22 protein-coding genes and 2 riboswitches are annotated in these 23,541 nt (G+C 68.5%); of the genes, 13 read left to right on the top strand and 9 right to left on the bottom strand.

Going from position 1 to position 23,541, the window contains the following annotated elements:
- Positions 1-82 precede the first annotated feature (82 nt).
- A complete protein-coding gene (locus tag ACSQ86_RS03125; RefSeq protein ID WP_436308481.1) occupies positions 83-1,201 on the bottom strand; it encodes a DUF3108 domain-containing protein in 1,119 nt (372 codons plus the stop codon).
- Positions 1,202-1,299: 98 nt separating this feature from the next.
- On the opposite strand from ACSQ86_RS03125, the gene ACSQ86_RS03130 reads away from it, so the two are divergent.
- Entirely contained in the window at positions 1,300-2,322 is a 1,023-nt protein-coding gene (locus ACSQ86_RS03130; RefSeq protein WP_436302648.1) for a fumarylacetoacetate hydrolase family protein, read from the top strand.
- Here ACSQ86_RS03130 and ACSQ86_RS03135 read toward each other — a convergent pair.
- Positions 2,313-2,483 carry a hypothetical protein gene (locus ACSQ86_RS03135; RefSeq protein WP_436306248.1) on the bottom strand — a complete coding sequence of 57 codons (171 nt, stop codon included), beginning with the start codon at positions 2,481-2,483 and terminating at the stop codon, positions 2,313-2,315. The two genes, ACSQ86_RS03130 and ACSQ86_RS03135, sit on opposite strands and share 10 nt — an antisense overlap.
- A gap of 103 nt (positions 2,484-2,586) precedes the next feature.
- Complete coding sequence (locus tag ACSQ86_RS03140) at positions 2,587-3,384, bottom strand: response regulator transcription factor (protein WP_436302649.1); 798 nt, start codon at positions 3,382-3,384, stop codon at positions 2,587-2,589.
- A gap of 74 nt (positions 3,385-3,458) precedes the next feature.
- On the opposite strand from ACSQ86_RS03140, the gene ACSQ86_RS03145 reads away from it, so the two are divergent.
- From ACSQ86_RS03145 to ACSQ86_RS03155, 3 genes are read left to right on the top strand one after another with little or no spacing between them, the layout of a single operon-like run.
- Complete coding sequence (locus ACSQ86_RS03145; RefSeq protein WP_436302650.1) at positions 3,459-5,207, top strand: FAD-dependent monooxygenase; 1,749 nt, start codon at positions 3,459-3,461, stop codon at positions 5,205-5,207.
- Positions 5,204-5,434, top strand: coding sequence for a hypothetical protein (locus tag ACSQ86_RS03150; protein ID WP_093105183.1), 231 nt, complete (start codon positions 5,204-5,206; stop codon positions 5,432-5,434). The genes ACSQ86_RS03145 and ACSQ86_RS03150 overlap by 4 nt, the downstream gene beginning before the upstream one ends.
- 41 nt (positions 5,435-5,475) lie before the next feature.
- Positions 5,476-6,450, top strand: a complete 975-nt coding sequence (locus tag ACSQ86_RS03155; RefSeq protein WP_436302651.1) for a Bug family tripartite tricarboxylate transporter substrate binding protein — start codon at positions 5,476-5,478, stop codon at positions 6,448-6,450.
- Positions 6,451-6,614: 164 nt separating this feature from the next.
- On the opposite strand, the gene ACSQ86_RS03160 is transcribed toward ACSQ86_RS03155, so the two are convergent.
- Both ACSQ86_RS03160 and ACSQ86_RS03165 read right to left on the bottom strand, forming a co-directional pair.
- Positions 6,615-7,775, bottom strand: coding sequence for a toxin-antitoxin system YwqK family antitoxin (locus ACSQ86_RS03160; protein ID WP_093105188.1), 1,161 nt, complete (start codon positions 7,773-7,775; stop codon positions 6,615-6,617).
- Between the two features lie 22 nt (positions 7,776-7,797).
- Complete coding sequence (locus ACSQ86_RS03165; RefSeq protein ID WP_436302652.1) at positions 7,798-8,211, bottom strand: VOC family protein; 414 nt, start codon at positions 8,209-8,211, stop codon at positions 7,798-7,800.
- Between the two features lie 52 nt (positions 8,212-8,263).
- Between ACSQ86_RS03165 and ACSQ86_RS03170 the strand changes: the two genes are divergently transcribed.
- The 7 genes from ACSQ86_RS03170 (at position 8,264) to ACSQ86_RS03200 (ending at position 16,030) form a co-directional block, all read left to right on the top strand.
- A complete protein-coding gene (locus ACSQ86_RS03170; protein ID WP_436308482.1) occupies positions 8,264-9,514 on the top strand; it encodes a cystathionine gamma-synthase family protein in 1,251 nt (416 codons plus the stop codon).
- 55 nt (positions 9,515-9,569) lie between these two features.
- Positions 9,570-10,574, top strand: coding sequence for a TraB/GumN family protein (locus ACSQ86_RS03175; protein ID WP_436302654.1), 1,005 nt, complete (start codon positions 9,570-9,572; stop codon positions 10,572-10,574).
- A 29-nt stretch (positions 10,575-10,603) separates the two neighbouring features.
- Positions 10,604-10,960 carry a DUF2946 family protein gene (locus ACSQ86_RS03180; RefSeq protein ID WP_436308483.1) on the top strand — a complete coding sequence of 119 codons (357 nt, stop codon included), beginning with the start codon at positions 10,604-10,606 and terminating at the stop codon, positions 10,958-10,960.
- A 138-nt stretch (positions 10,961-11,098) separates the two neighbouring features.
- Positions 11,099-13,351 (top strand): TonB-dependent receptor, encoded by a 2,253-nt coding sequence (locus ACSQ86_RS03185; protein WP_436310252.1) that lies wholly within the window; start codon positions 11,099-11,101, stop codon positions 13,349-13,351.
- Positions 13,352-13,381: 30 nt separating this feature from the next.
- Complete coding sequence (locus ACSQ86_RS03190; protein ID WP_436302656.1) at positions 13,382-13,870, top strand: copper chaperone PCu(A)C; 489 nt, start codon at positions 13,382-13,384, stop codon at positions 13,868-13,870.
- Between the two features lie 83 nt (positions 13,871-13,953).
- Positions 13,954-14,727: a PhaM family polyhydroxyalkanoate granule multifunctional regulatory protein gene (locus ACSQ86_RS03195; RefSeq protein WP_436308484.1), complete on the top strand. Its 774-nt coding sequence runs from the start codon at positions 13,954-13,956 to the stop codon at positions 14,725-14,727.
- A 34-nt stretch (positions 14,728-14,761) separates the two neighbouring features.
- A complete protein-coding gene (locus ACSQ86_RS03200) occupies positions 14,762-16,030 on the top strand; it encodes an FIST signal transduction protein (protein WP_093105207.1) in 1,269 nt (422 codons plus the stop codon).
- Positions 16,031-16,166: 136 nt separating this feature from the next.
- Here the strand turns inward: ACSQ86_RS03200 and ACSQ86_RS03205 are convergent, their stop codons facing one another.
- Together ACSQ86_RS03205 and ACSQ86_RS03210 are read right to left on the bottom strand one after the other, a co-directional pair.
- Positions 16,167-17,342, bottom strand: a complete 1,176-nt coding sequence (locus ACSQ86_RS03205) for a M20 aminoacylase family protein (RefSeq protein ID WP_436302658.1) — start codon at positions 17,340-17,342, stop codon at positions 16,167-16,169.
- A 9-nt stretch (positions 17,343-17,351) separates the two neighbouring features.
- Positions 17,352-18,338: a tripartite tricarboxylate transporter substrate binding protein gene (locus ACSQ86_RS03210; protein WP_436302659.1), complete on the bottom strand. Its 987-nt coding sequence runs from the start codon at positions 18,336-18,338 to the stop codon at positions 17,352-17,354.
- Between the two features lie 110 nt (positions 18,339-18,448).
- On the opposite strand from ACSQ86_RS03210, the gene ACSQ86_RS03215 reads away from it, so the two are divergent.
- Together ACSQ86_RS03215 and ACSQ86_RS03220 are read left to right on the top strand one after the other, a co-directional pair.
- On the top strand, positions 18,449-19,333 hold the full coding sequence (locus ACSQ86_RS03215; RefSeq protein ID WP_436302660.1) for a LysR family transcriptional regulator: 885 nt from the start codon (positions 18,449-18,451) through the stop codon (positions 19,331-19,333).
- Between the two features lie 96 nt (positions 19,334-19,429).
- Positions 19,430-20,527: an IS5 family transposase gene (locus ACSQ86_RS03220; RefSeq protein ID WP_436304862.1), complete on the top strand. Its 1,098-nt coding sequence runs from the start codon at positions 19,430-19,432 to the stop codon at positions 20,525-20,527.
- Positions 20,528-20,663: 136 nt separating this feature from the next.
- Here ACSQ86_RS03220 and ACSQ86_RS03225 read toward each other — a convergent pair whose 3' ends face one another.
- Entirely contained in the window at positions 20,664-21,932 is a 1,269-nt protein-coding gene (locus ACSQ86_RS03225; RefSeq protein WP_093105219.1) for a D-amino acid dehydrogenase, read from the bottom strand.
- 85 nt (positions 21,933-22,017) lie between these two features.
- A riboswitch (glycine riboswitch) is annotated at positions 22,018-22,123 on the bottom strand.
- Positions 22,124-22,138: 15 nt separating this feature from the next.
- Positions 22,139-22,229: riboswitch (glycine riboswitch) on the bottom strand.
- A gap of 27 nt (positions 22,230-22,256) precedes the next feature.
- A complete protein-coding gene (locus ACSQ86_RS03230; protein ID WP_436308485.1) occupies positions 22,257-23,504 on the bottom strand; it encodes an FAD-dependent oxidoreductase in 1,248 nt (415 codons plus the stop codon).
- Between the last annotated feature and the right edge of the window lie 37 nt (positions 23,505-23,541).

The following is a 23,541-nucleotide window of genomic DNA, read 5'->3' on the forward strand; positions in this document are numbered from 1 at the left end:
TAGATAGCAATCAACGCGCCAGTTTCAATATGGGCTGTTGTTTTGTAGGTACAGGTCGTGATTTTTTGTACTTCATTCGGCTTCAGGGACGCATCGACTCCACGCTGCGCAGTTGCAGATCGGCGAAATCGCCGTTGCTCTGGGTCTGCTTGATGCGCACCGGCAGATAGCCGAGTTCAGGCGCCAGCCAGAGCTCGACCTTGTCGTCGAAGGGCTTGCGCGGGTTGCGGGTGAGCTTGCGCGCAGTGAATTCGCCGGCCTGCAGGCTCAGTTTTTCATCGTCTTCGACCTTGAAGATCCAGATGTCGGCGTCCCGCGGGCCCACCGTCTGGATCGCGAAAGCCGCACCGGGCGGATAGCGCCCCGGATCGCCGGCCATCAAGGCGCCGAGTTGCAGGATCACGCTCAGCCGATCCTGCGCGCCCGGCATCAGCGGCACGCTCGGCGTATTGTTGCTGAACACCACCGTGCCCTGATCGCGCATGAAGTGCGAGGCCACCTCGTTCCTGCGCTTGTCCGAGAAGCGTGCCGGTTCGATGCCGTTGGCGCCGATCACGCCGTTGCTCTGCTGGCTGCGGATGGTCCGGAAGAGGAAGTTGAGCGACAGCTGGGCGTCGTACTGCTGGCCATCCTGCAGCCAGGTCAGGTTGCCGAACACGCCCTGCATCGGCGCCGTGCCCTGCTGTCCGGTGACCGCGAAGGCGAGCCGCACCGAGCCCGGGATGCGCTGCGGTACCGGTGCTTCGGCCTGGCCTGCGGCGTTGCTGCCGCCGGCCGCGGCCGATGCGCCCTCAGTGGGTGCCGGGGCCACCGCCTGCGGCGCGGGCTCTGCGGGAACGCCGGCTTCGACCGGCGCCTGGGCCGTCAGATCCGGTCCGACCGCCTCGGCCGGCGCCGAATTCTCGGGCGCAGGGGCGGGCGCCTGCGGACGGGCCACAGGGCGCGGGCGCGCGGGTTTGGGGGGTGGCGGCTTGGCGGTGGCTGCAGGCTGCGGCGCGACCGCCTCCGCCGCCGGCGGCGCGATGACGATGGTGCGCGTGCTGAACTTGTTGGCCAGCGGCGAAGGATGCGGCCCCACGGCCATGGGTGCCAGGCCCAGCAGCGCCAGGTGGGCGAGCAGCACGGCAGCCGCCAGCAGCGCCAGCCCGCGCCAGGGCGGGCGCGGAACCGGGGGCTGGGCGGGGAGGGCGTGCGGGGGCATCGGATGTGGATCGGAACGCGGCGCCAAGGTTCGCTCGGTACACTGCCGCCCGTTCAATCAGTTTAGTAGCGATGCCGTGCCGGCATCCGCCGCCACCCATGAAACTCGCCACCCTCAAAGACGGCTCGCGCGACGGCCAACTGGTCGTCGTTTCGCGCGACCTGGCCAGCGCCCACTACGCCACCGGCATCGCCAGCCGCCTGCAGCAGGTGCTCGACGACTGGGGCTTCATGAGCCCGCAGCTGCAGGACCTGTCGGATTCGCTCAACGCCAGCCGCGCGCGCCACGCCTTCCCCTTCGATCCCACGCAATGCATGGCGCCGCTGCCGCGCGCCTACCAGTGGGCCGACGGCTCGGCCTACCTCAACCACGTCGAGTTGGTGCGCAAGGCGCGCAACGCCGAGGTGCCCGAAAGCTTCTACACCGACCCGCTGATGTACCAGGGCGGCAGCGATGATTTCATCGGCCCCTGCGACCGCATCGTGGTCGCGAGCGAAGCCTTCGGCATCGATTTCGAGGCCGAGATCGCCGTCGTCACCGGCGACGTGAAGATGGGCGCGAGCCCCGCGCAAGCGCTCGACGGCATCCGCCTGGTGATGCTCGCCAACGACGTGAGCCTGCGCAACCTGATCCCGGCCGAGCTCGCCAAGGGCTTCGGCTTCTTCCAGAGCAAGCCCGCGACCGCCTTCAGCCCGGTGGCCGTTACGCCGGACGAGCTGGGCGAGGCTTGGCAGGGCGGCCGCGTACACCTCACGCTGCAGAGCACCTGGAACGGCCGCAAGGTTGGCATGTGCGACGCGGGCGAGGAGATGACCTTCCACTTCGGCCAGCTGATCGCGCACATCGCCAAGACGCGCAACGTGCGCGCCGGCAGCATCGTCGGCAGCGGCACGGTGAGCAACAAGGGTGTCGAGAAGAACGGCCGCACCGAATGGCCGAAGGGCTACAGCTGCATCGCCGAGAAGCGCTGCATCGAGACCATCCAGGACGGCCAGCCGGCGACCGAGTTCATGACGTACGGCGACACGATCCGGATCGAGATGAAGGGCAAGGACGGGCAGTCGATCTTCGGGGCGATCGATCAGGAAGTGGCGGCGCCGGGCAGCACCGGTCAGCCATAACGCGCGAATTCGTTTCCATCTCGCTTCAGAAGCTGAATGAGCTTGGGATGGGTAAAGAGCTTTTCCTTGCCCGCCTGGACTTCTGCCAGCACGCCCACGCCGACCAGATCCTTCAGGTAGCGTGACGCCGCCTGGCGCTGCGCGATCTGCTTGTTGACCAGGTTGCCGGCGGCGACAGGTCAATTCAACGTGTCGTCATTTTTTGATTTTGACAACATGTCAGCCCTTGCGCGTCGGGACATGAAGTTGGAACGTGTCACAAATTTACGCTTTTGGCGACACGATCGGCTGAGAGGCACCGCGCAGCAAGGCCTTCAGGCCTCCGATCCCCAGCCGCCGAAACGCGCGGTACTGGTGGGTCCGCGCCGTCGTGAGCTCGATGCCGATCTCGCGCGCCGCTTCCTTGGCGGTCTTGCCGGCCATCAGGTGGCCGATCACCTCCCGCTCGCGCAGGCTCAGAGCGAGCAGGCGCGTGGCCAGCGTGGGCTCGGCAGCCTCGCGCGCGGCCATGGCGCTGCGGCCGTGCGCGAGCGTGGCATCGGCCAGCAGCGTGGCATGCGTTTCGAGCAGCGCGAAATCGGCGTCGCTGAAGTCGGGCTGGGCGAGGCTGCGGTAGAAGCTCACCGCCGTGCGCTGGCCGGTCGGCAACAAGAGCAGGATCGAGGCGCGCTCGCGGATGCCGACGTCGCCGTAGCAGGCGGCGCGATAGGCCGGGTCTGCCACCTCCTCGGCGCGCTGGTGGCCGAGCCACAGCTGCGGGCGCTTGGGCAGCTTGCGCTTCGCCAGCCAGACCATGTTGGGATCGAGCAGGTCGAAGCGTTGCGCCACGTAGCGCTCCGAGGTGCGCTCGGCCGTGTTGCCGTAGGTGCTCGCGGCGGACACCGTTTCGATGCGGCCGGTGGCACTCACCGCGAACACGGTGCAGAAGGTCACCGGCAGCACGCGGTGCATGGCGCCGAGGTAGCTGGCCGCCAGGTGCGGCGTGCCGACGCCGGCGAGCACGCCGCTTACCACGGGGGCCGCCAGCGCATGCTCGGCGGCGCGAAGAGGCCAGCGCCTCATGGGGATCTCAGGGTTAACACTTCGTACGAAGTTACGACATCGGCGGAAGGAAGGCATCGGGACAATCCCTTCGCATGAACACCGCTGTCGCCCCGAAGCCCGCCGCACGCGCCGGCGATGCCGCCACCGGGCCGCTGCCTCCGGTGGCCGGCGAGTTGCCGCCGTCGGTCGGCGACTTCCACTACACGCGTTTCGATCCGCGGTTGCCGGCGCTCGAGGACGGCGTCGAACCGGGCCGCCATCCGGTCGTGATCGCCGGCGGCGGCCCGGTCGGCATGTCGCTCGCGCTGGGCTTGGCCAACCACGGCATGAAGAGCGTGATCCTGGAAGCCGACGACACGGTCTGCGTCGGCAGCCGCGCGGCCTGCATCTCGCGCCGCAGCCTGGAGATCATCGAACGCCTCGGCGCGCTGCCGGCCTTCCTGGCCAAGGGCCTGCCCTGGACCGGCGGGCGTAGCTTCTACAAGACCGACGAGGTGTTTCGCTTCGAGATGCCGCACGACGAGCGCCAGAAGCTGCCGCCGATGATCAACCTCGAGCAGTACTACATCGAGCAGTACCTGCTGGACGCGATCCATCGCCGCAACGAAACATCGCCCGGAACGATCGACATCCGCTGGGGCACCGAGCTCGCCGGCTTCGCGCAGGATGACGAAGGTCTGCGGCTGCAGGCGCACAACGCGCTCGGCAGCTACGCGCTGCAGGCCCGGTGGCTGGTCGGCTGCGACGGCGGCCAGAGCTTCGTGCGCAAGTCGCTGGGCCTCAATCTCGAGGGCACGGCCTACGAGGGCCGCTACGTGATCATCGACATCGAGCTGCACAGCACGCACCCCACCGAGCGCCGCGCCTGGTTCGATCCGCCCTGGAACCCGGGTTCGACCGTGCTGATGCATCGCCAGCCCGACGACATCTGGCGCATCGACTACCAGCTGCGCGCCGGCCAGAGCACCGAGGAGGCGCTGCAGCCCGCTGCGGTGCAGGAATTCGTGCAGCGCCATCTGGAAGCCATCGGCGAAGGCCACCTGCCCTGGAAGACGGTCTGGACCTCGGTCTACCGCGCCGGCGCGATGACGCTCGACAGCTACCGCCACGGGCGCGTGCTCTTCGCCGGCAATGCCGCGCACGCAATGCCGATCTTCGGCGTGCGCGGCCTCAATTCGGGCTTCGACGATGCCGACAACCTCGCATGGAAGCTGGCGCTGGTGGCGCGCGGCGCGTCCGATGCCGCGCTGCTCGGCAGCTACTCGCAGGAGCGCATCGCGGCCTTCCACATCAATGCCGAAAGCGCGATGCGCAGCACCGAATTCATGTCGCCGCCTTCGCGCGGCTTCGACCTGCTGCGCGAAGCTGCGCTTTCGCTCTCGGGCGCGCACCGCGAGATCGCGAACCTGATCAATCCGCGGCAGACGCAGGCGGTGCAATACGAGGCCTCGGCGCTGTCCAGCGCGAGCGACGAACTCTCGGCCGGACCCAAGCCGGGCGAAGCGATGCCCGAGCAGCAGCTGTCGGCCGAGCTGCATCTCACCGACTGGCTGGGTCCGGTGTTCACCGTGCTCGTGCTCAACATCGATCGCAAAAAAGACGCCGCGCTCGAAGCCGAACTCGCGGCCGCGCAGGCCGGCCCGCTGAAGGCGGTGCTGCGCAAGCTGCCGCCGGGCGCCGCCGATGCCGCGGTGTTCGCGGCCCTGGGCGCGCAGGACGGCGCCGTCTATCTGCTGCGCCCCGACGGCCACGTCGCCGCGCGCTGGCGCCGCGTGCCGCCGGGCGCGCTCTCGCAGGCGCTGGCGCGCGCATCCGCATTGGCAACAAAGGAGGCCGCATGACTGCTGCACTGAGCCCCGAAGCGCGCGACCGTCTCTACGCCGACTGCGCGCGCGCCATCAGCGAGGCGGGCGTGGAACGAGAATCGCTGTTCCTTGCCCGGCTCGCGCTGCTGCTGTTCGAGCAGGTCGGCGACGAAGCGCGCTGCCGGGCCGCGCTGGCGCATGCGCTGGACCGACTGCCCACACCCTCGCTGTCTGCCGCGCCGGCCGACGAGCGCGCGAGCTGACCCTTTCACGCCAACTCACTAAAACCCAGGAGACTTTTCCAATGGATCGCAGAACCCTGCTCACCACCCTTGCCGCCAGCGCGGCTGCCGCTGCCGCACCGTGGGCGCGCGCGCAGAACTACCCCGAGCAGCTCATCAAGTGGGTGGTGCCGTATCCGGCCGGCGGCGGCACCGACGTGATCGCGCGCACCCTGGCCGAAGCCATGCGGCAGACGCTGGGCCAGCAGATCGTCATCGACAACCGCCCCGGCGCCTCGACCAACATCGGCGCCGACCTGGTCGCCAAGGCCAAGCCCGACGGCTACACCATCATGTCGGCCGACAACGCGGTGCTGGCCTTCAACGAATACCTGTTCAGCAAGCTGCCCTTCAGCCCCGAAAAGGACTTCAGCTACATCGGCGCCATCGGCAGGTTCCCGCTCGCGCTGGTGGTCCATCCGGACTTCCCGGCCAAGGACTTCAAGGCCTTCCTGGCCTACGTGAAGGCCAACCCCGGCAAGGTCAACTACGCCTCGCCCGGCAACGGCTCGCCGCACCACCTGGCGATGGAGATGTTCAAGAACCGCACCAGCGCCTTCATCACGCACATTCCCTACCGCGGCGCGGCGCCGGCGATGGCCGACGTGATGGGCGGCCAGGTGCCGTGCATGTTCCTCGACCTTGCCTCGGGCCTTCCGATCATGCAGGGCAACAAGGTGCGCGTGCTGGCCATCGGTTCGGGCGCGCGCTCGAAGCTGCTGCCGGAGGTGCCGACGCTGGCCGAAGTGGGCGTGCCCAACAGCGAGGTATTCGCGTTCCAGGGGATTCTGGGTCCGGCCGGCTTGCCGGCGCCCGTGGTCGCCAAGCTCAACGCCGACTTGAACCGCGCCTTCGGCGTGCCGGCAGTGCAGAAGCGCTTCAGCGATTTCGGGATGGAGGCGATACCGGGGACGCCTCAGCAATTCGCTGCGTTGTCGCGTGCCGAGTCGAAGCGCTGGGGGCCGATCATCAAGTCGGCGGGGATCAAGCTGGATTGAAGACTTCACCAGCAGCTCGGTGGCCAGGTCTGCAGCGATGACCCCCTCGCGGCCGGCGAAGCCAGGCCTGTTCGGGGAACACCGCGGAACCGGCTTTGCCGGGCCGCTGGTGTTGCCAGGGGGTTGGCGGACCACACGAAGTGGGGGAGCCTGGGGGGTGAGCGCTACTTCGCGAAGGCCTTGCGCGACCCGTCCTCGAACACCTCGTCGTCGCGCTCCGGCTTGCCGTCGGCATCCCAGGTGCGTTCGCGCGTGACGCGGCCCTTGTCGTCGTAGATCGATTCGGCCATCAACGTGCCCTTGTCGCTGAAGCGCTGGTGCGTGCCGACGGCGATGCGGCGAAACCGGTCGATGAGCAGGTAGCGCCCGAGCGCGGCGCGCTGGCCGTTGTCGTGGAATTCGGTGATCTCCAGCTGGCGCGCATCGCCGGCCGTGCCGTAGCGGGCCTTGCTGCGCGGCTGTCCGTTGAGGTAGTAGCTCTCGTCGCTTTGCGGCTCGCCGGCCGCGTTCCAGCGCTGGTCGCGCACCAGCGTGCCCTTTTCCGAGAACTCCTGCTCGCGCTGCCTGATCGCGCCGCGTTCGACCAGCAGGAAGACCACTTCGCGGCGCTTGATGCCATCCGAAGACCAGCGCCGTTCGGTGCGCTGGTTGCCGCTGATCTCGTCCTGCACCGAAGGCTTGCCGTTGTCGTAGAGCTCCTCGCTGCGCACCCGCTTGCCGGCCGCATAGGCCAGCCGCGAACGCAGCGTGCCCTTGCTGTCGAACAGCTCCACCTGCGAGGGCCCGTTCACGAAGCCGCACAGCCGTGCATCGTCGACCGCCGGCGCCAGCATCGGCTTGTCGCCGCAGCGCAGTGCCGACAACTGGCCGCGCTCGGTGAACTCGGCCGAGGCACGTTCGCCCGGCTCGGCATAGAAGGCGATGCGGCGCACCTGGCCGCCGGGATGGAAGCTGCGCGTCAGGCCGGTTTCATGGCCGTTCTCGTAGATCGCCTCGCGCAGCACGCGGCCTGTGGGCGAGAACTCGCGTGCGCGGCCCTGCATGTTGCCGTTGGCGTTGACGCTGTGCTCCTTCACGAGCTTGCCCTTGTCGTAGTAGCGCACCAGGCCCATGAAGACGCCGTTCTGGATCTGCTGCTCGCGCATCAGCTCGCCGCTGTCGCGGTCCTTGCAGCGCATGAGGCCGGTCTTGCCTGCGGTGGTGTTGCCGTTGGCCGGATTCACGCTCTGGCCGTTGAGCTCGCAGTCCTGCACCGCATGCGCGGCGGGATGGAAGAGGGCGGCGAATACGGCAACGAGTCCGGCAATGCGCAGAGAAGTGACCATGGCGAAGCGGATGAAGTTCAGGTCATGCGTCGTAGACGGTGTCCAGCGATCGGAATCCCTTTGCCTCGATCGGGTTGCCGAAAGGGTCGCAGAAGAACATCGTCCATTGCTCGCCCGGTTGGCCTTCGAAGCGGACCTGCGGTTTCAGCACGAAGTCGGTGCCGGCCGCCTGCAGGCGCTCGGCCAGCGTGCGCCACGCGGGCAGCTCGAGCACGATGCCGAAGTGCGGCATCGGCACCAGCACGTCACCGACGTGGCCGGTGCGCGAGGTGGCGAAGGGCTCGCCGAGGTGCAGCGAGATCTGGTGGCCGAAGAAGTCGAAGTCGACCCAGGTGTCGGTGCTGCGGCCTTCGGCACAGCCGAGCAGGCCGCCGTAGAAGCGTCGCGCCTCATCGAGATCGCGGACATGGAAGGCAAGGTGAAATATGCTGCGCATGTAACAAGCATAGCCGCGCTGCTTCGCTTTGACACCCATGGATACAACTCCGATGACCTCGCCCACCGCCCCTCCCGCCCCTGATCCCACCACTCGGCTGCTGCACGCCGACCGCCATTTCGGCGTCGAGCAGGGCGGCGTGCACATGGCGGTGCACCCGTCGGTGCAGTACGGCTACGAGCGCGTCGAAGACCTGATCGGCGTGTTCCAGGGCACGCTGAAGAACCGCTTCAACTACGCGCGCCAGGGCACGCCGACCACCGCGGCGCTGGAGGCCAAGCTCACGGCGCTCGAGGAGGGCGTGGGCACCGTCTGTTTCGCGACCGGCATGGCCGCGGTCTCGGCCGTGTTCCTGACGCTGCTGCGCGCAGGCGACCACCTGGTCGCGAGCCGTCATCTGTTCGGCAACACCCACAGCGTGCTGGGCACGCTCCAGGGGCTGGGCATTCAAGTGGGCCTGGTCGACGCGTCGTCGGCGGCAGCGGTGGCCGATGCGCTCACGCCCGCGACCCGCATGGTGTTCGTCGAGACCATCGCCAACCCCGGCACGCAGGTGCCCGACCTGGCGGGCATCGGCCGGCTCTGCGCCGAACGCGGCCTCGTCTACGTGGTGGACAACACCATCACCTCGCCGGCCCTGTTCCGGCCCAAGACGGTGGGCGCGAGCCTGTCGCTCAACTCGCTGACCAAGACCATCGCCGGCCACGGCAATGCGCTTGGCGGTGCGGTGACCGACACCGGCCTCTTCGACTGGAGCGGCTTCCCCAACATCTTTGCCGGCTATCGCCAGGGCGATGCGAAGCAGTGGGGCTTGGTGCAATTGCGCAAGAAGGGGCTGCGCGACCTGGGCGGCTCGTTGAGCTCGGACCATGCCCATCGCATCGCCGTCGGCGCCGAAACCCTGGCCCTGCGCGTCGCGCAGAGCAGCGCGACGGCCCTGTCGCTGGCCCGCTTCCTGGAGAGCCATCCGGCGGTGGCGCGCGTGCACTACCCGATGCTCGAATCGCATCCGCAGCATGCATTGGCGCGCGCACATTTCGCTTCGGGCGCCTGGCTGCTGTCCTTCGAGCTGCAGGATCCGCAGGCCTGCATACCCGTCATCAACCGGCTCCAGATCCCGATCAAGGCGACCGGCATGGGCGATACGCGCACGCTGATCATTCCGGTGGCGCCGACCATCTTCTGGGAGGCCGGTCTCGCGAGGCGGGCCGAGATGGGCATTGCGGAGGGGCTGATCCGCGTCTCGGTCGGGCTCGAGCGCGAGAGCGATCTGGTCGCCGATTTCGCGGCGGCGCTGGCATGAGCCGCCGGGCCGCTCCCAAGGCGAATACCGCAGCGCGCAGCGCGGAGGTTGCCTGATGACCGGCTGGCTTTCCCGTCTGCGCTGGCATCGTGCGCTGTGTGCCCTCGGCTTCGCGTTCCTGTGCGCCGGCGCCGCGCCCGCCTTTGCGGCCGACGAAGGCAGCGCCAAGCCCTTCTGCCCGCCGCCGGCCGCCATGCCCGACCTGTCGGCCGAGGCCATGCGGCGCGCGATGCAGCAGGCGATCGACCGCGGCCTCTTGTGGCGCATCGAGAAGGACGGCCGCAGCTCCTGGCTCTACGGCACCATGCACCTGGGCAAGGCCGAGTGGATGGTGCCGGGGCCGCGCGTGCTGCGCGCGCTGATGCAGAGCGACACGCTGGTGCTCGAACTCGATTTGCTCGATCCGGCGACGCTGGCCGTGTTCAGCGCGCCAGCTGACCAGGCGGCCAGCGCGCGCGTGCTCACGCCGGAACGGCAGCGCCGCCTGGACCGGCAAGCTGCCGCCGCCTGCCTGCCCCAGGGCGCGCTGGCCCGGCTGCGGCCGATCCTGCAGGTCACGACGCTGTCGATGCTCGCGGCGCGCTCCGAGGGGCTGTATGGCGACTACGGCAGCGAGGCCTTTCTCGCCGGCCTGGCGCGCGCCCGCGGCAAGCCTATCGTCGCGCTCGAGACCGCAACGGACCAGTTGAAGATGCTCGGCGGCGATTCCGAGGCGGAGGAGGGCGAGCAGATCGACCAGGCCCTCGACGAACTCGAATCGGGCCGGACCGGCGCGCTGGCGGGCGAGCTGGCGCAGGCCTGGGCGCGCAACGACTGGGCCCGGCTCGACAGCTACACGCAATGGTGCGATTGCATGCGCACGCCCGCCGATCGGCGCGCGCTCAAGCGCCTGCTCGACGATCGCAACCCCGGCTTGGCCGATGGCATCGCGCGCCTGCATGCGCGGGGCCAGCGCGTGTTCGGCGCGGTCGGCGCATTGCACATGGTCGGACCGACGGGCCTGCCGGCGCTGCTGGCGGCGCGCGGCTTTCGCGTGACGGCGGTAGTGCCCGGCCCTTGAGTGCAGGACTGGCCGATAATCGCCGCCTCATGTCCTGCCTGCGCCACGCCCGCCACCTCGGCCGCTTCGTGCTGCTGTGGTTCGCGCTGTCGCTGGGCGTGGCGGTCGCCTCGCCGATCGTGAATCCGCAGGCGGCGGAGCTGGTCTGTTCCAGTGCCGGCGCCGTCAAGATGGTCGTGCAGACCGACGACGGCGCGCAGGAGCTGGGCATGAGCCACATGGACTGCCCGCTGTGCGTGTTGACCGGCGCGCCGCCACCCGCAGCAGCGGCTGCGCTGCCGAGTCCTCTCCCGCTGGCCCATGCGGTCCAGCCCATTCCGGCCGCACGCATCGCCGCGGCCACCGCCGCGCCGCTGCCCGCGCGCGGGCCGCCTTCCTTCTCCTGAACTTTTCATTCGTCGCAGCGCAGCACCCGCGGGGTGCCGGCTGCCGGCCGACCTGGCCTGAAGTTCTGGAGAGAATCCGTGAGAGAGAAACCCCTGGCCCTGGCGTTCGCCGTGGCCGTTCCCTGGGCCGCGCCGGCAATGGCGCAAGACGCGGCATCGCCGCCTGAAGGCCTGATTCGTTCCCTCGGCACCGTCACCGTGACCGGTGGCCGGCCGAGTTCGCTGCCGACGCAGATTCCCACCACCATCGAAGGCGTGACGCGCGAGCAGATCGGCGAGACGGTGAACGCCACCGACAGCGAGGACGCGCTCAAGTACCTGCCGAGCCTGGTGGTGCGCAAGCGCTACATCGGCGACTTCAACCACGCGGTGCTCGCGACGCGTGCCTCGGGCACCGGCAACAGCGCCCGCTCGCTGGTGTTTGCCGACGGCATCCCCTTGTCGAACCTGCTGGGCAACGGCGCCACCTTCGCGCCGCGCTGGGGCATGGTCTCGCCGGAGGAGATCGAGCGCGTCGATGTGCTCTACGGCCCGTTCTCGGCCGCCTACTCGGGCAACGCGGCCGGCGCTGTGGTCGATTACGTGACGCGCATGCCGACGCAGTTCGAGGCGCATGCCAAGCTCACGGGTTTTCGCTCGAACTTCGATCTCTACGGCAGCCATTCCTCGCCCGCCGGCAACCAGGTCGATCTCTCGCTCGGCAGCCGCAGCGGCGACTGGTCGTGGTGGCTCGGCCTGAGCCGCACGCAAAGCAAGGGCCAGGCGCTGGTGTTCGCCAACCGTCTGCTGAGCGCGGGCACGGTGGGCAGTGCCGGCACGCCGGTCACCGGCGCGGTACCGGGGCTCAACCCTTCGAACCAGCCCTGGTGGCTGCTCGGCGGCACGACGATCTACGACACGACCCAGGAGCAGGCCAAGATCAAGCTGGCTTACGATTTCTCGCCCACGCTGCGCGCCACCTACACGCTGGGCACCTGGAACAACAGCACGAGCGGCACGGTCGACAGTTGGTTGCGCGACCGCTTCGGCCAGCCGGTCTATTCGGGCCGTGTCAACATCGCCGGCCGCGTCTACAACCTCGACACGCCCAGCGCCGCCTTCGCCCCGACCCAGACCGATCTGCGGCACACCATGCATGGCCTCTCGATCAAGAGCAACACGCAGGGGCAGTTCGACTGGGAGGTCGCGGCCAGCCTGTTCGACTACGCGGGCGACATCGCGCGCACGCCGACTGCGGCGCTGCCCGCTGCCTTCTACGGCGGCGCGGGGCGCATCACCGACATGGACGGCACCGGCTGGGACACCCTCAAGGCCGCCGGCACCTGGCGTCCGAGCGGGTCCGCCGAGGGCATCGGCGCCCATGTGCTCGACTTCGGATTCCAGCAGGAGCGCTACAAGCTGCGCACGCTGGTGAGCAATACGCCCGACTGGATCGAGGGCGGGGCCACGAGCCGCTTCTCGGCCTTCACCGGCAACACCGAGCTGCAGTCGCTCTACGCGCAGGACACGTGGCGCTTCGCCCGGAACTGGAAGACCACGCTCGGCCTGCGCCACGAGCGCTGGCAAGCCGACGGCGGCACGCTCGCCAACGCGACGGCCGTGCGAGCCTTTCCGACCCGTACCGACAGCTACAACTCGCCCAAGGCCGCGATCGCCTGGCAGGCCTCGCCCGAGTGGCTCTTCAAGGCATCGACCGGCCGCGCGGTGCGCATGCCCACGGTGAGCGAGCTCTATCAGGGCTCGATCGAGGGCAACACCATCCTCAACAGCGACGCGACGCTGCGGCCCGAGCGTTCGGTCACGACCGAGCTGAGCGCGGAACGCGATCTCAAGCGCTGGGGTATCGACGGCCTGCTGCGCACCACGCTGTTTTTCGAACGGACGAAGGACGCGCTCTACAGCCAGCAGCTGCGCCCGGGCGTCACCACGGTGCAGAACGTCGATGCGATCCGCACCCGCGGACTGGAGCTCGCCTTCCAGGGCGCCGACGTCGGCATCCAGGGGCTGGACCTCTCCGCCAGCCTGACGCTGGCCGATTCCGAGATCACCGCCAACCGCGGCTTTCCCGCCAGCGTGGGCAAAGCGCAGCCGCGCGTGCCGCGCACCCGCGCCACGCTGCTCGCCACCTACGGGCCCGACGCCCGCTGGTCATACTCCATCGGCGCGCGCTACAGCGGCAGGCAGTACGGTTCGCTCGACAACAGCGATCCGAACGGTTCCGCCTACATGGGCTTCAGCAAGTACTTCGTCGCCGACGTGCGCGTGCGCTATCGGATCGACAGGCAGTGGAGCGCAGCCTTCGGCATCGACAACCTCAACAACAACAAGTACTGGGCTTTCCACCCCTACCCGCAACGCACCTTCGTGGCCGAACTCAAGTTCGACCTTTGACTTTGACTCACACTCCCAAGGACCGTCCCCATGAACCTCTCGATCGCCATCAGAACCCTCGCGCTCTGCGCTGCCTTGACGGGCGCCGCCGGTGCTTTTTCGCAAACACCCGCCGCCGTCCAGGTGCGCGACGCCTGGGTGCGCCAGTCGGTGCCCGGCCAGAGCGGGACCGGCGCTTTCATGAAGCTCACCGCGCCGGCCGGCGCGCGGCTGGTCGGCGTCTCGACGCCCTTGGCCGGTGTAGCGGAAGTACACGAAATGAAGATGGAGGGCGACACGATGCGCATGCGCGCCGTGCCCGGCCTCGATCTGCCGGCCGGCAAGACCGTCGAGCTCAAGCCAGGTGGCTACCACCTGATGCTGATGGACCTCAAGCAGCCGCTGGCCGAGGGTGCCAGCGTGCCGGTCACGCTGCGCTTCGAGGACGCGAGGGGCAAAACGAGCACGCTGGAACTCAAGCTGCCGGTGGGCGCGCCGGCCGATGGCGCGGCGGCGCCGGCGCACAACCACAAGCACTAGCTTTAGCGCCTGCCGCGGCGCCAAAAGCGCATCCCCTTGGAGTAAGCTGCCCGGACAAGAATCACTCTCCAGGAGACCTCCCCATGAGCGACGCGAGCAAGCCTTTCGCCTTCAGCCAGTTCGTCCCGGGCTTCGACTTCCTCCAGAGCCTCGCGAGCGGTGCTGCGGGGAGCGCGAGCACGGTGCCCGGCATGCCGAGCCTGTCGAGCTGGGTGGCGCCGACCTTGAGCGTCGAAGAGGTCGACAAGCGCATCCAGGAACTCAAGACCGTGCAGTACTGGCTGGAGCAGAACGGTCACGCGCTCAAGGCCACCATCCAGGCGCTCGAGGTGCAGAAGATGACGCTCTCGACGCTGCGCGGCATGAATGTGCGCATGGAGGATCTGGCCAACGCGTTCACGCGGCAAGCGACGGCACCTGTCGCCGCGCCGGCGCCGCGCGCTGCACCGCCGGCTCCGCCGCCTGTGCCGGAACCGGAGGACGAGCCGGAAGACGAACCCGAAGACATCGAGACGCCGGTCGCGGCAGCCCGGGGCAACGGGCGCGGCAAGACCTCGGCGACTGCCGTCGCATCGTCGGACGCATCCGCCGGCGTGGTCGACCCGCTGCAATGGTGGGGCGCGCTCACGCAGCAGTTCCAGCAGATCGCCAGTTCGGCCCTGCAGGACGCGTCCCAGCTGAAAATGCCGGACACGGCCAAGCCGCTGGCCGATGCGGTCGGCAATGCGATGGGCACCGCATCGGGCAAGAAGCCGGCACGCAAGACGGCCGCGGCCGCCACGAAGAAGGCGCCGGCTGCGCCCGGCGCGGCCAAGAAATCCACGGCGCCGGCGCGCAAGCGAGCGCGCGGACGCTGATCCCCACACCGAACCACGCCAGAGAGCCGAGTCCATGAAGCTGTTTCCCTCCGGTCACGCCACCCATCCGCAATGGCGCATGGCGGCCGGGCTCGTGCTGGCCCAATTGCGGGCGCAGATGGCGTTGCCCGACTACGCACGTTCGCCCACGCTGGGCTTGCTCTACATCACCGACCACTACGCCGAGGATGCGCAGGAGATCCTCGACCACCTCGGCGCCGAGTTGCCCGAGATCACCGACTGGTCGGGCACCGTGGGCATCGGCGTCTCGGCCAACAACGCCGAGTACTTCGACGAGCCGGCACTCAGCGTGATGCTGTGCCAGCTCCCGAGCGACCAATACCGCGTGTTCTCGGGCGTGGCGCCGCTCGCCAGCACCGAGATGAGCGGCTTCGCGGCGCACACGGCGCTCGTGCATGCCGACCCGGCCACGCCCGAACTCGCCGAGCTGATCGCCGAGATGGCGGGCCGCACCGACACCGGCTACCTGTTCGGCGGCCTCTCCTCGGGCCGCGCCGGATCGCTGCAGTTCGCCATCGGCGGCAACGGCAATATCCGCGGCCACGGCGCCGCGGGCGGCGTGTTCTCGGGCGGGCTTTCGGGCGTGGTGTTCGGCGAGGGCGTGCGTGTGGTGTCCAGGGTTACCCAGGGCTGCCAGCCTGTGTCGCGCGAGCGCGTGATCACCGAAGCCGACGGCAACCTGCTGCTGCGGCTCGACGGCGAGCCGGCGCTCGACGTGCTGCTGGCCGAGCTCGGCGTTTCGCTGGAGGCGCCGCAGGAGGCGATCGATGCCGTGCGCGCCACGCTGGTCGGCCTGGTCGATGCCGGCAGCGACAGCATCCGTCGCACCGGCGACCTCGGCGCCGACGTGCTGGTGCGCCACATCATCGGCCTCGACCCCACGCGTCGCGGCGTCGCGATCGCCGACACGGCCGAAGCCGGCATGCGCATGACCTTCTGCCGCCGCAATGCGCAGGCCGCGCGCGCCGACCTGATGCGCGTGTGCGCCGAGGTCCGCGAAGAACTCGAACCCCAGGAGCAGACGCTCGCGACCGCACGCGCCGTCGCGGCCGGCGAAGCCGAGGCCGCGCCCCATCCGGCGCGCCGCATCGCCGGCGCCGTGTACGTGAGCTGCTCGGGCCGCGGCGGCCCGCATTTCGGTGCGCCCGGGGCCGAGCTGCAGATCGTGCGCCATGCGCTCGGCGACGTGCCGCTGGTCGGCTTCTTCGCCGCCGGCGAGATCGCACGCCATCACCTCTACGGCTACACCGGCGTGCTGACCGTGTTCACCGCGGACGACTGAAAACTCACTGCCCTGCGTGCGCGAAAGCGCGAGAGTCCGGCGGGGAACACCGCGGAACCGGCTTTGCCGGGCCGCCGGTGTTGCCCCCGGAGAGGGGGTGGCGGACCACACGAAGTGGGGGAGCCTGGGGGTGAGTTCAATCCCGCAGGAAGCGTTCGGTCAGAAGCACCCAGTACGCGGAGCCGATGGTGACGTTGTCGTCGTTGAAGTCGTAGCCGGGGTTGTGCACCATGCAGGCGCCGTGGCTGTCGCCCTCGCCATTGCCGATCAGCAGATAACTGCCGGGCACGCGCTCGAGCATGAAGGCGAAGTCCTCGCTGCCGGGCAGCGCCGGCGCCTGCAGCGTGACGCGCTCCGGGCCGAGCAGTTCGAGCGCCACTTCGCGCGCGAAGGCGGTTTCCTCGGGCGTGTTGACCAGCACCGCATAGCCGGGCCGCCAGTCGATCTGCGCCTTGACGCCGAAGCTCTCTGCCTGTGCCGCGACGAGCGCCTTGATGCGCTCTTCGAGCCTGCCGCGCACCTCGCGGTCGAGCGCGCGCACGCTGATCTCCAGCACGGCGCTCTGCGGGATCACGTTGTTGGCCTTTCCGGCATGGATGGCGCCCACCGTGACCACGGCCATCTGCAGCGGGTCGATGTTGCGCGACACCACGGTCTGCAGCGCCATCACGATGCTGGCCGCGGCGACGATAGGGTCGGCGGTGCGGTGCGGCATCGCGCCATGGCCGCCGATGCCGGCGAGCGTGACGGTGGCGTAGTCCGACGAGGCCATCGCCGGGCCTTCGCGCAGCGCCAGCCGGCCTTGCGGCAGGCCCGGCATGTTGTGCATCGCGAAGATCGCGTCGCACGGGTACTTGTCGAACAGGCCGTCCTCCATCATCCGCAGCGCGCCGCCGCCGCCTTCCTCGGCCGGCTGGAAGATCAGGTTCAGCGTGCCGTCGAAGCGGCCGCGTTCGGCGAGATGGTGTGCGGCGGCCAGCAGCATGGCCGTGTGACCGTCGTGGCCGCAGGCATGCATCACGCCGGCGTGGCTGCTCGCGTAGGCGAGGCCGGTGGCTTCGTCGATCGGCAGCGCATCCATGTCGGCGCGAAGGCCGAGCCGGCGCTTGCCCTTGCCGCGCACCAGCCGGCCCACCACGCCGGTGCCGCCGAGGCCGCGCTCGACCGCGTAGCCCCAGCTCTCCAGCTTCGCGGCGACCAGCGCCGAGGTGCGGTGCTCGTCGAAGGCAAGTTCGGGATGGTGGTGGATGTCGCGCCTGAGGCCGATGAATTCGCCGGCCTGCGCGTGCAATTGTTCGAGGAGTGTGCTCATGAGGCCAGCTTACTGCGGCTGCAGGTTGATCGACTTGGCGATGTTGCGGTAGCGCGCCGTTTCGGCCTCGAAGAACTTCGCCGATTCGGCCAGCGACATCGGCGCCGAAGCCACCTGCGTCTGGGCCGCGAGCTGGGCGCGCACGGCCGGGTCCTTCAGGGTCGCGCCGATCGCCTTGTGCAGGCGCTGCACCACTTCTTCCGGCGTGTTCTTCGGCACCATGAAGCCGCTCCAGATCTTGTAGGAGAAGTTCTTCAGCTCCTTGCCTTCGCTCACGGCCGGCACGTTCTTGAGCAGCTCGGAGCGCTGCGCGCCAAGCTGGCCGATCACCTTGAGCCGGCCCTGCTCGGCCAGCGCGCCCATGGCCGCGCTGTAGACCAGCACCGCGAAGTCCACCTGGCCGCCGCCGATGTCCTGCAGGAGCGGTGCGTTGCCCTTGTACGGCGCATGCATGAGCTTGATGCCGGCCTGCTGCTGCACGCTCTCGAGGATCAGGTGATAGAGCGATCCGACGCCCACGCTGCCGTAGCTCAGCGGCGCGTCGCCGGACTTGCGCGCCAGCGCGATCAGCTCGTCGACGGTGTTGGCCGGCAGGTCCTTGCGCGCGACGAAGACCATCACGGCGTCGGTCACCGGATGCACGAGGCGGAAGTCCTCGGCCTTGAGCTTGACGGCCGCATTGGCCAGCGGCGAGAGGATCACCTCGTTCGGCGAGCCCTGGAAGATGTAGTAGCCGTCGGCGGGCGCCGCCAGCACCTTCTGCGCAGCCATCGCGCCGCTGACGCCACCGAGGTTCTCCACCACGACCTGCTGGCCCAGTTCCTTGCCCAGCGGCACGGTGAAGATGCGCGCGGCCGCGTCGGAGGGCCCCCCGGCCGGATAGGGAACCATCAGGCTGACGGGCTTCGTTGGATAGGTCTGCGCGAAGGCCGTGCTTGCGGCGAGCATGAGGCCGGCAAGAAGTAGGGTGCGCGAAGGTCGGGACAACGGTTTCATCGGGGCTCCGGTGGATGCGAGCGAATCGTAGGAGTCATCAATCCGAACGTCCAATGCATTGTTGTCTGCATTAGCATGACTTCGATGCACTACTTTGCCGGGCACCCACGATGACGCTGGTTCAACTAAGGCATCTGATCTCGCTCGCAAAGAGCGGCTCCTTCAGCAAGGCCGCACAGGCCCAGCACCTGACCCAGCCGGCGTTGAGCCGCAGCATCCGCGCGCTCGAGGACGAACTGGGTATGCCGCTGTTCGACCGGGTCGGACGCCGCAACGAACTCACCGCTTTCGGGCGCGAAGTGCTGAACCGCGCGCGCCAGCTGGTGTTCGAGGCCGACGAGTTGCGCGACAGCGGCCGGCTAATGCGCGAGGGGCAGGGCGGCGTGATCCGCATCGGCATGGGCTCGGGTCCCGGCGCGATGCTGATGACGCCTTTTCTGATGCGCATGGCGACCCGCCATCCGAAGATGCGCGTGGTCGTGTCGCGCGGCGGCACCGATTTGCTGGCGCAGGCGTTGCGCGCGCGCACGCTCGATGCGCTGGTGGTCGATGCGCGTTCGCTGAAGCCCGCGGCCGACCTGGAGCTGAGCGCACTGCACGAAATGCGTGGCGTCTTCATGTGCCGCCGCGGCCATCCGCTCGCGCGGCTTCGCAGCGGGGTGAGCTTCGAGGCGGTTCAGCGCTATCCCGTAGCCTCCACGCCGCTGAGCGACGAGGTGGCGCGCACCTTGGTCGAGGCCTATGGACCCGAGGCGCACCCGGCACTCTGCGTGACGCTGCAGTGCGAGGAAGTCCCGAGCCTGGTGGAGGTGGTGCGCCGGAGCGACGCCGTGCTGCTGGCCATTCGCGCGGCGGCGCCAGACCTGGTCGAGCTGAAGATGAAACCCGAGCTTAATGGCGTCGCGCGTTTCGGCCTCGTGACCTTGCGCCGGCGCACCGAGGCGCCGGCGCTGCCGATCCTGCGCGAGCTGATGCAGGAGTTGCTGCGCGACTGAGACTGGGACCTAGCAGGCTGCTGAAATACCTCATTCGAAAGTCCCCCGTAAGTAGGCCTGGGGCGTTGTCTTTGCAGACCCACAAAACCTGCTCCGATGCGCGGCCCTGACACATTCACCGAAGGTTTGTTCACCATGAGACGGCTGGACGACTTCGTTCCCGCCGACCATCCGCTGCGCCGCATCCGGGTGATGGTCAATGAGGCGCTGGCCAAGATGGACGAGTTGTTCTCTCGGATGTACGAGGCCGACATCAAGGGCGGCCGCCCGAGCATCGCGCCGGAGAAGCTGCTTCGCGCGATGCTGTTGCAGATTCTGTTCAGCATCCGCTCGGAGCGCCAGCTCATGGAGCAGACGCAATACAACATGCTGTTTCGCTGGTTCATCGGCCTGGCGATGGACGACGCGGTGTGGGTGCCGACGGTGTTCAGTAAGAACCGCCAGCGCCTGATTGAGCACGACGCGGTCGTCGCCTTCTTCAACGAAGTGCTGGAGACGGCGGAGAACAAGGATTGGTTGTCGGGAGAGCACTTCAGCGTCGATGGCACGCTGATCCAGGCCTGGGCCGGACACAAGAGCTTCGTTGGCAAGGACGGTGACGACGATGGCGCCAGCGGCGGGGACTTCAAGGGGCAGCGACGCAGCAACGAAACGCACGAGTCGAAGACCGATCCCGATTCGAGGCTGTACCGCAAGGGCAAGACTGCCAGCGAGTTGCGCTACATGGGACACACGCTCACCGACAACCGTCACGGCCTGGTCGTTAACGCCATGGTCACGCAGGCCGACGGCTTTGCCGAGCGTGAAGCGGCCAAGGTCATGATCAGGGACGCACGTCAAGCCACCGCGAGTCCGGATACCGAGGTCACGCTGGGCGCCGACAAGGGCTATGACGCGGCCGAGTTCATCGAGGCGCTGCATCGCATGAAGGTCACGCCGCACGTGGCGCAGAACAAATCGGGGCGTCGCTCGGCGGTGGCCGACGAGATCGCTCGGAGCGAGGGCTATGCGATCTCGCAGCGCAAGCGAAAGCTCATCGAGCAAGGCTTCGGCTGGGCCAAGTTCGTCGGCCCCATCCGGCAGGTGATGGTGCGCGGCATCAAGAAAGTCGACCAGTTGTTCGTGCTGACGATGGCCGCCTACAACTTGGTGCGCATGCGGACCTTGGCAGAAGTCCGTCCGTTGGCCGCGTAGCGGGCCAGTGAGAGCCCCAAACGCGCCTCAAAACGGGGGAAACAGGGATGGCAGCGGACTTGGGACGCCGAAATCACAAGAATGCCGTCTTCAGTGCGCTGGGCGCCTTCGGCGTGCCTGGTACTTCAGCAGCCTGCTAGGAGGTGGCGAAAGCGAAGTCGACCTCGGGCTTGAGGCCGCTCACGATGCGCGCGATCGATTTGCCCGAGCCGCAGGCGTGGGTCCAGCCCAGCGTGCCGTGGCCGGTGTTGAGGAACAGGTTCGGCAGCTTCGTTTTGCCGATCAGCGGCACGTTGCTGGGCGTCGCCGGCCGCAGTCCGGTCCAGAACTGGGCTTGCGTGCTGTCGCCGGCGCCAGGGAACAGCTCTTCGACGCGCCGCACGATGGCCTCGCAGCGCACGCGGTTCAGGTCACGGTCGTAGCCGTTGAGTTCGGCCGTGCCGGCGATGCGCAGGCGGTCGCCGGTGGCCGAGGTGTAGCGCGAGAACACCAGCTTGTACTCGTCGTCGGTCAAAGAGACCTGGTGCGCCTTCGAGGCATCCTTCACCGGCAGCGTGACCGAGTAGCCCTTGGCCGGGTAGATCGGCAGCCGGATGCCCAGCGGCGTCGCGTAGAGCGGGCTCAGCGAGCCCATCGCCAGCACGAAGGCGTCGCCGCGGATGCGCTGGAAGCGGCCTTCGTTGTCTGTCGCTTCCACGTGGTCGATGCTGCCGCCTGCTTCGCGCAGCGCGGTCACGGTGTGGCTCATGAGGAAGTTCACGCCGGCCGCAGAGGCCAGTGCGACCAGTTCGCGCGCGAAGCGGTTGGCATCGCCAGATTCGTCTTCGGCCGTGTAGGTGGCGCCGGCCAACTGGGGCCGGATGTGGGCTAGCGCGGGCTCGATCTTCACCGCCTCGTCGGCCGAGATCACCTGGCGCTCGCAGCCCAGTGCGCGCATCTGCTCGGCCGGCTTCAGTGCGCCGTCGAATTCCTTCTGGGTCGTATAGAAGTGCAGGATGCCCTGGGTGCGCTGGTCGTAGCTGAGACCGGTGTCGCGGCGCAGCTGCTGCAGCGTGTCGCGGCTGTAGGTGCCCAGGCGCACGATCTGCTCGATGTTGTGGCGCGTGCGCGCCGGCGTGCATTCGCGCAGGAACTGCAGGCCCCAGAGCCACTGGCGCATGTCGGCGCGGATGCGAAAGAGGAGCGGTGCATCTTCCTTGCCGAGCCATTGCAGCACCTTGAGCGGCGCGCTCGGGTTGGCCCAGGGTTCGGCATGGCTGACCGAGATCTGGCCGCCGTTGGCGAAGCTGGTTTCGGCAGCCGGTGTGGCCTGCCGGTCGATCACGGTCACTTCGTGGCCGAGTTGCTGGAGGTAGTAAGCCGAGGTCACGCCGAGCAGGCCGGCGCCGAGAACGATCACGCGCATTTCGAGAACCTTTGAGGTTGCAGCGCTTGAACGCAACGGAAACGGAAGCTCGAAAAAGAAAGCAACCGGACCATGCGTCCAAGTTGCCGCTCCCCCTGTCCTCGGTACCTGAGAGATTCACCCGCTGCGCCCGCAGCAGGTTTGCTCCTTCGGTGCATCACATGGCGTGATGGCTCTCCAGACGGCTTTGACAGTTGATGCAGTACAGGCTCATCGCGTGAGCCGACCTGAGCGTTTATGGGAGTTTGCGCCTTCGGTGGAGCCGCTTCCCGCGGCCCGCTCTCCTGCAGTGCAGCAATTGTAAGGCGGCGAGGACGCGCGCGGCTACGGATTTCTGAAGGCGAACTCGAGCTCGGGCCTGAGGCCGCTCACGATCCGGGCAATCGACTTGCCGGCGCCGCAGGCGTTGATCCAGCCGCGCGCGCCCGGCGCGACATTGAGGAACAGGTTGAACAGGCGGGTCTTGCCGATCATCGGCAGCCCGTCCCGGCTGACGGCATGCACGACCGTCTCGAGGGAGGCATGCGCCGTGTCGGCCGCGCCGGGCAGCAGCGTTTCGATGCGGCGCAGGATGGCGTCGACGCGGTCCGAATCGGGCTCGCTCTCTTCGTCGAAGCTGGCGCGTACCGTGGCGGAGACCCGCAGGCAGTCGCTGCCCGGCGTTTCGATGCGCCGGATGCCCAGCTTGCCCTGCCGGTCGCGCAGCGCGACGCGCGGTGCGCGGGTCGCGTCCTTGAGAGGGATCGTGACGATGTATTCGCGCAGGAAGCGAAAAGGCATGGCGATCTTCAGCTTTTCGGCGTGCATCGCGCTGGAGATGCCGAGCGCCAGCACATAGGCCTGGCCGCGCAGGACGACGGGCTGGCCGTCGGCATCGAGCAGCTCGACATGGTCGATGCGGCCTGCGCGCTCCTCCAGGGAGATCACCGTGTGCTGGGTCAGGAAGCGCACGCCGGCCGCGCGGCACAGGAACACCATGCTGGCCGCGAACTGGGCCGGGTCGCGCGCCGCCGGATCGTCGAGCGAATAGGCTGCGCCGGCGAGCTCGCCGCGCAGGGCCTGCAGGGCCGGCTCGATGCGCAGCGCCTCTTCGGCCGAGACCAGGCGCTCCTCGCATCCCAGATCTTTCCAATGAGAGGCGCGCGCCAGCCGGGCGTTGAAGGCGTCGGCATCGGTGTAGATGCTCAGCAGGCCCGGGTTGCGCTGGCCCGGGGGCACGCCGGCTTCGTCGCGCAACGAACGCACGATGTCGCGGCTGTAGGCGCCCAGCCGGACGAGGTGTTCGATCGGCTTGGATTTCGGCGCCTCGCCGATGGCGCGATCGAGCAGCTTCGCGAAGCGTCGCCGCAGGCGCACGTACAGCCCCACCCATTTCGCGCGGGCGGCACGGCGAGCGGCGGATTGCCGAAGAAGCTGGTCGGCCGCGGCCGTGACGACCGTGTCGACGCGCCCGCGCGCCTTGGCGGCCGGCGTGGCATGCCTGTCGACCACCGTCACTTCGTGGCCCAGCTGTTGAAGGTAATAGGCCGATGTCACGCCGAGCAAGCCGGCGCCGAGTACAACCACGCGCATGTCCAGATCCTTTTGGGATGGCATGAACGGCGGGTTT

Source organism: Variovorax sp. LjRoot130, from assembly GCF_964253755.1.
In the GTDB taxonomy this organism is placed as follows: Bacteria; Pseudomonadota; Gammaproteobacteria; order Burkholderiales; family Burkholderiaceae_C; genus Variovorax.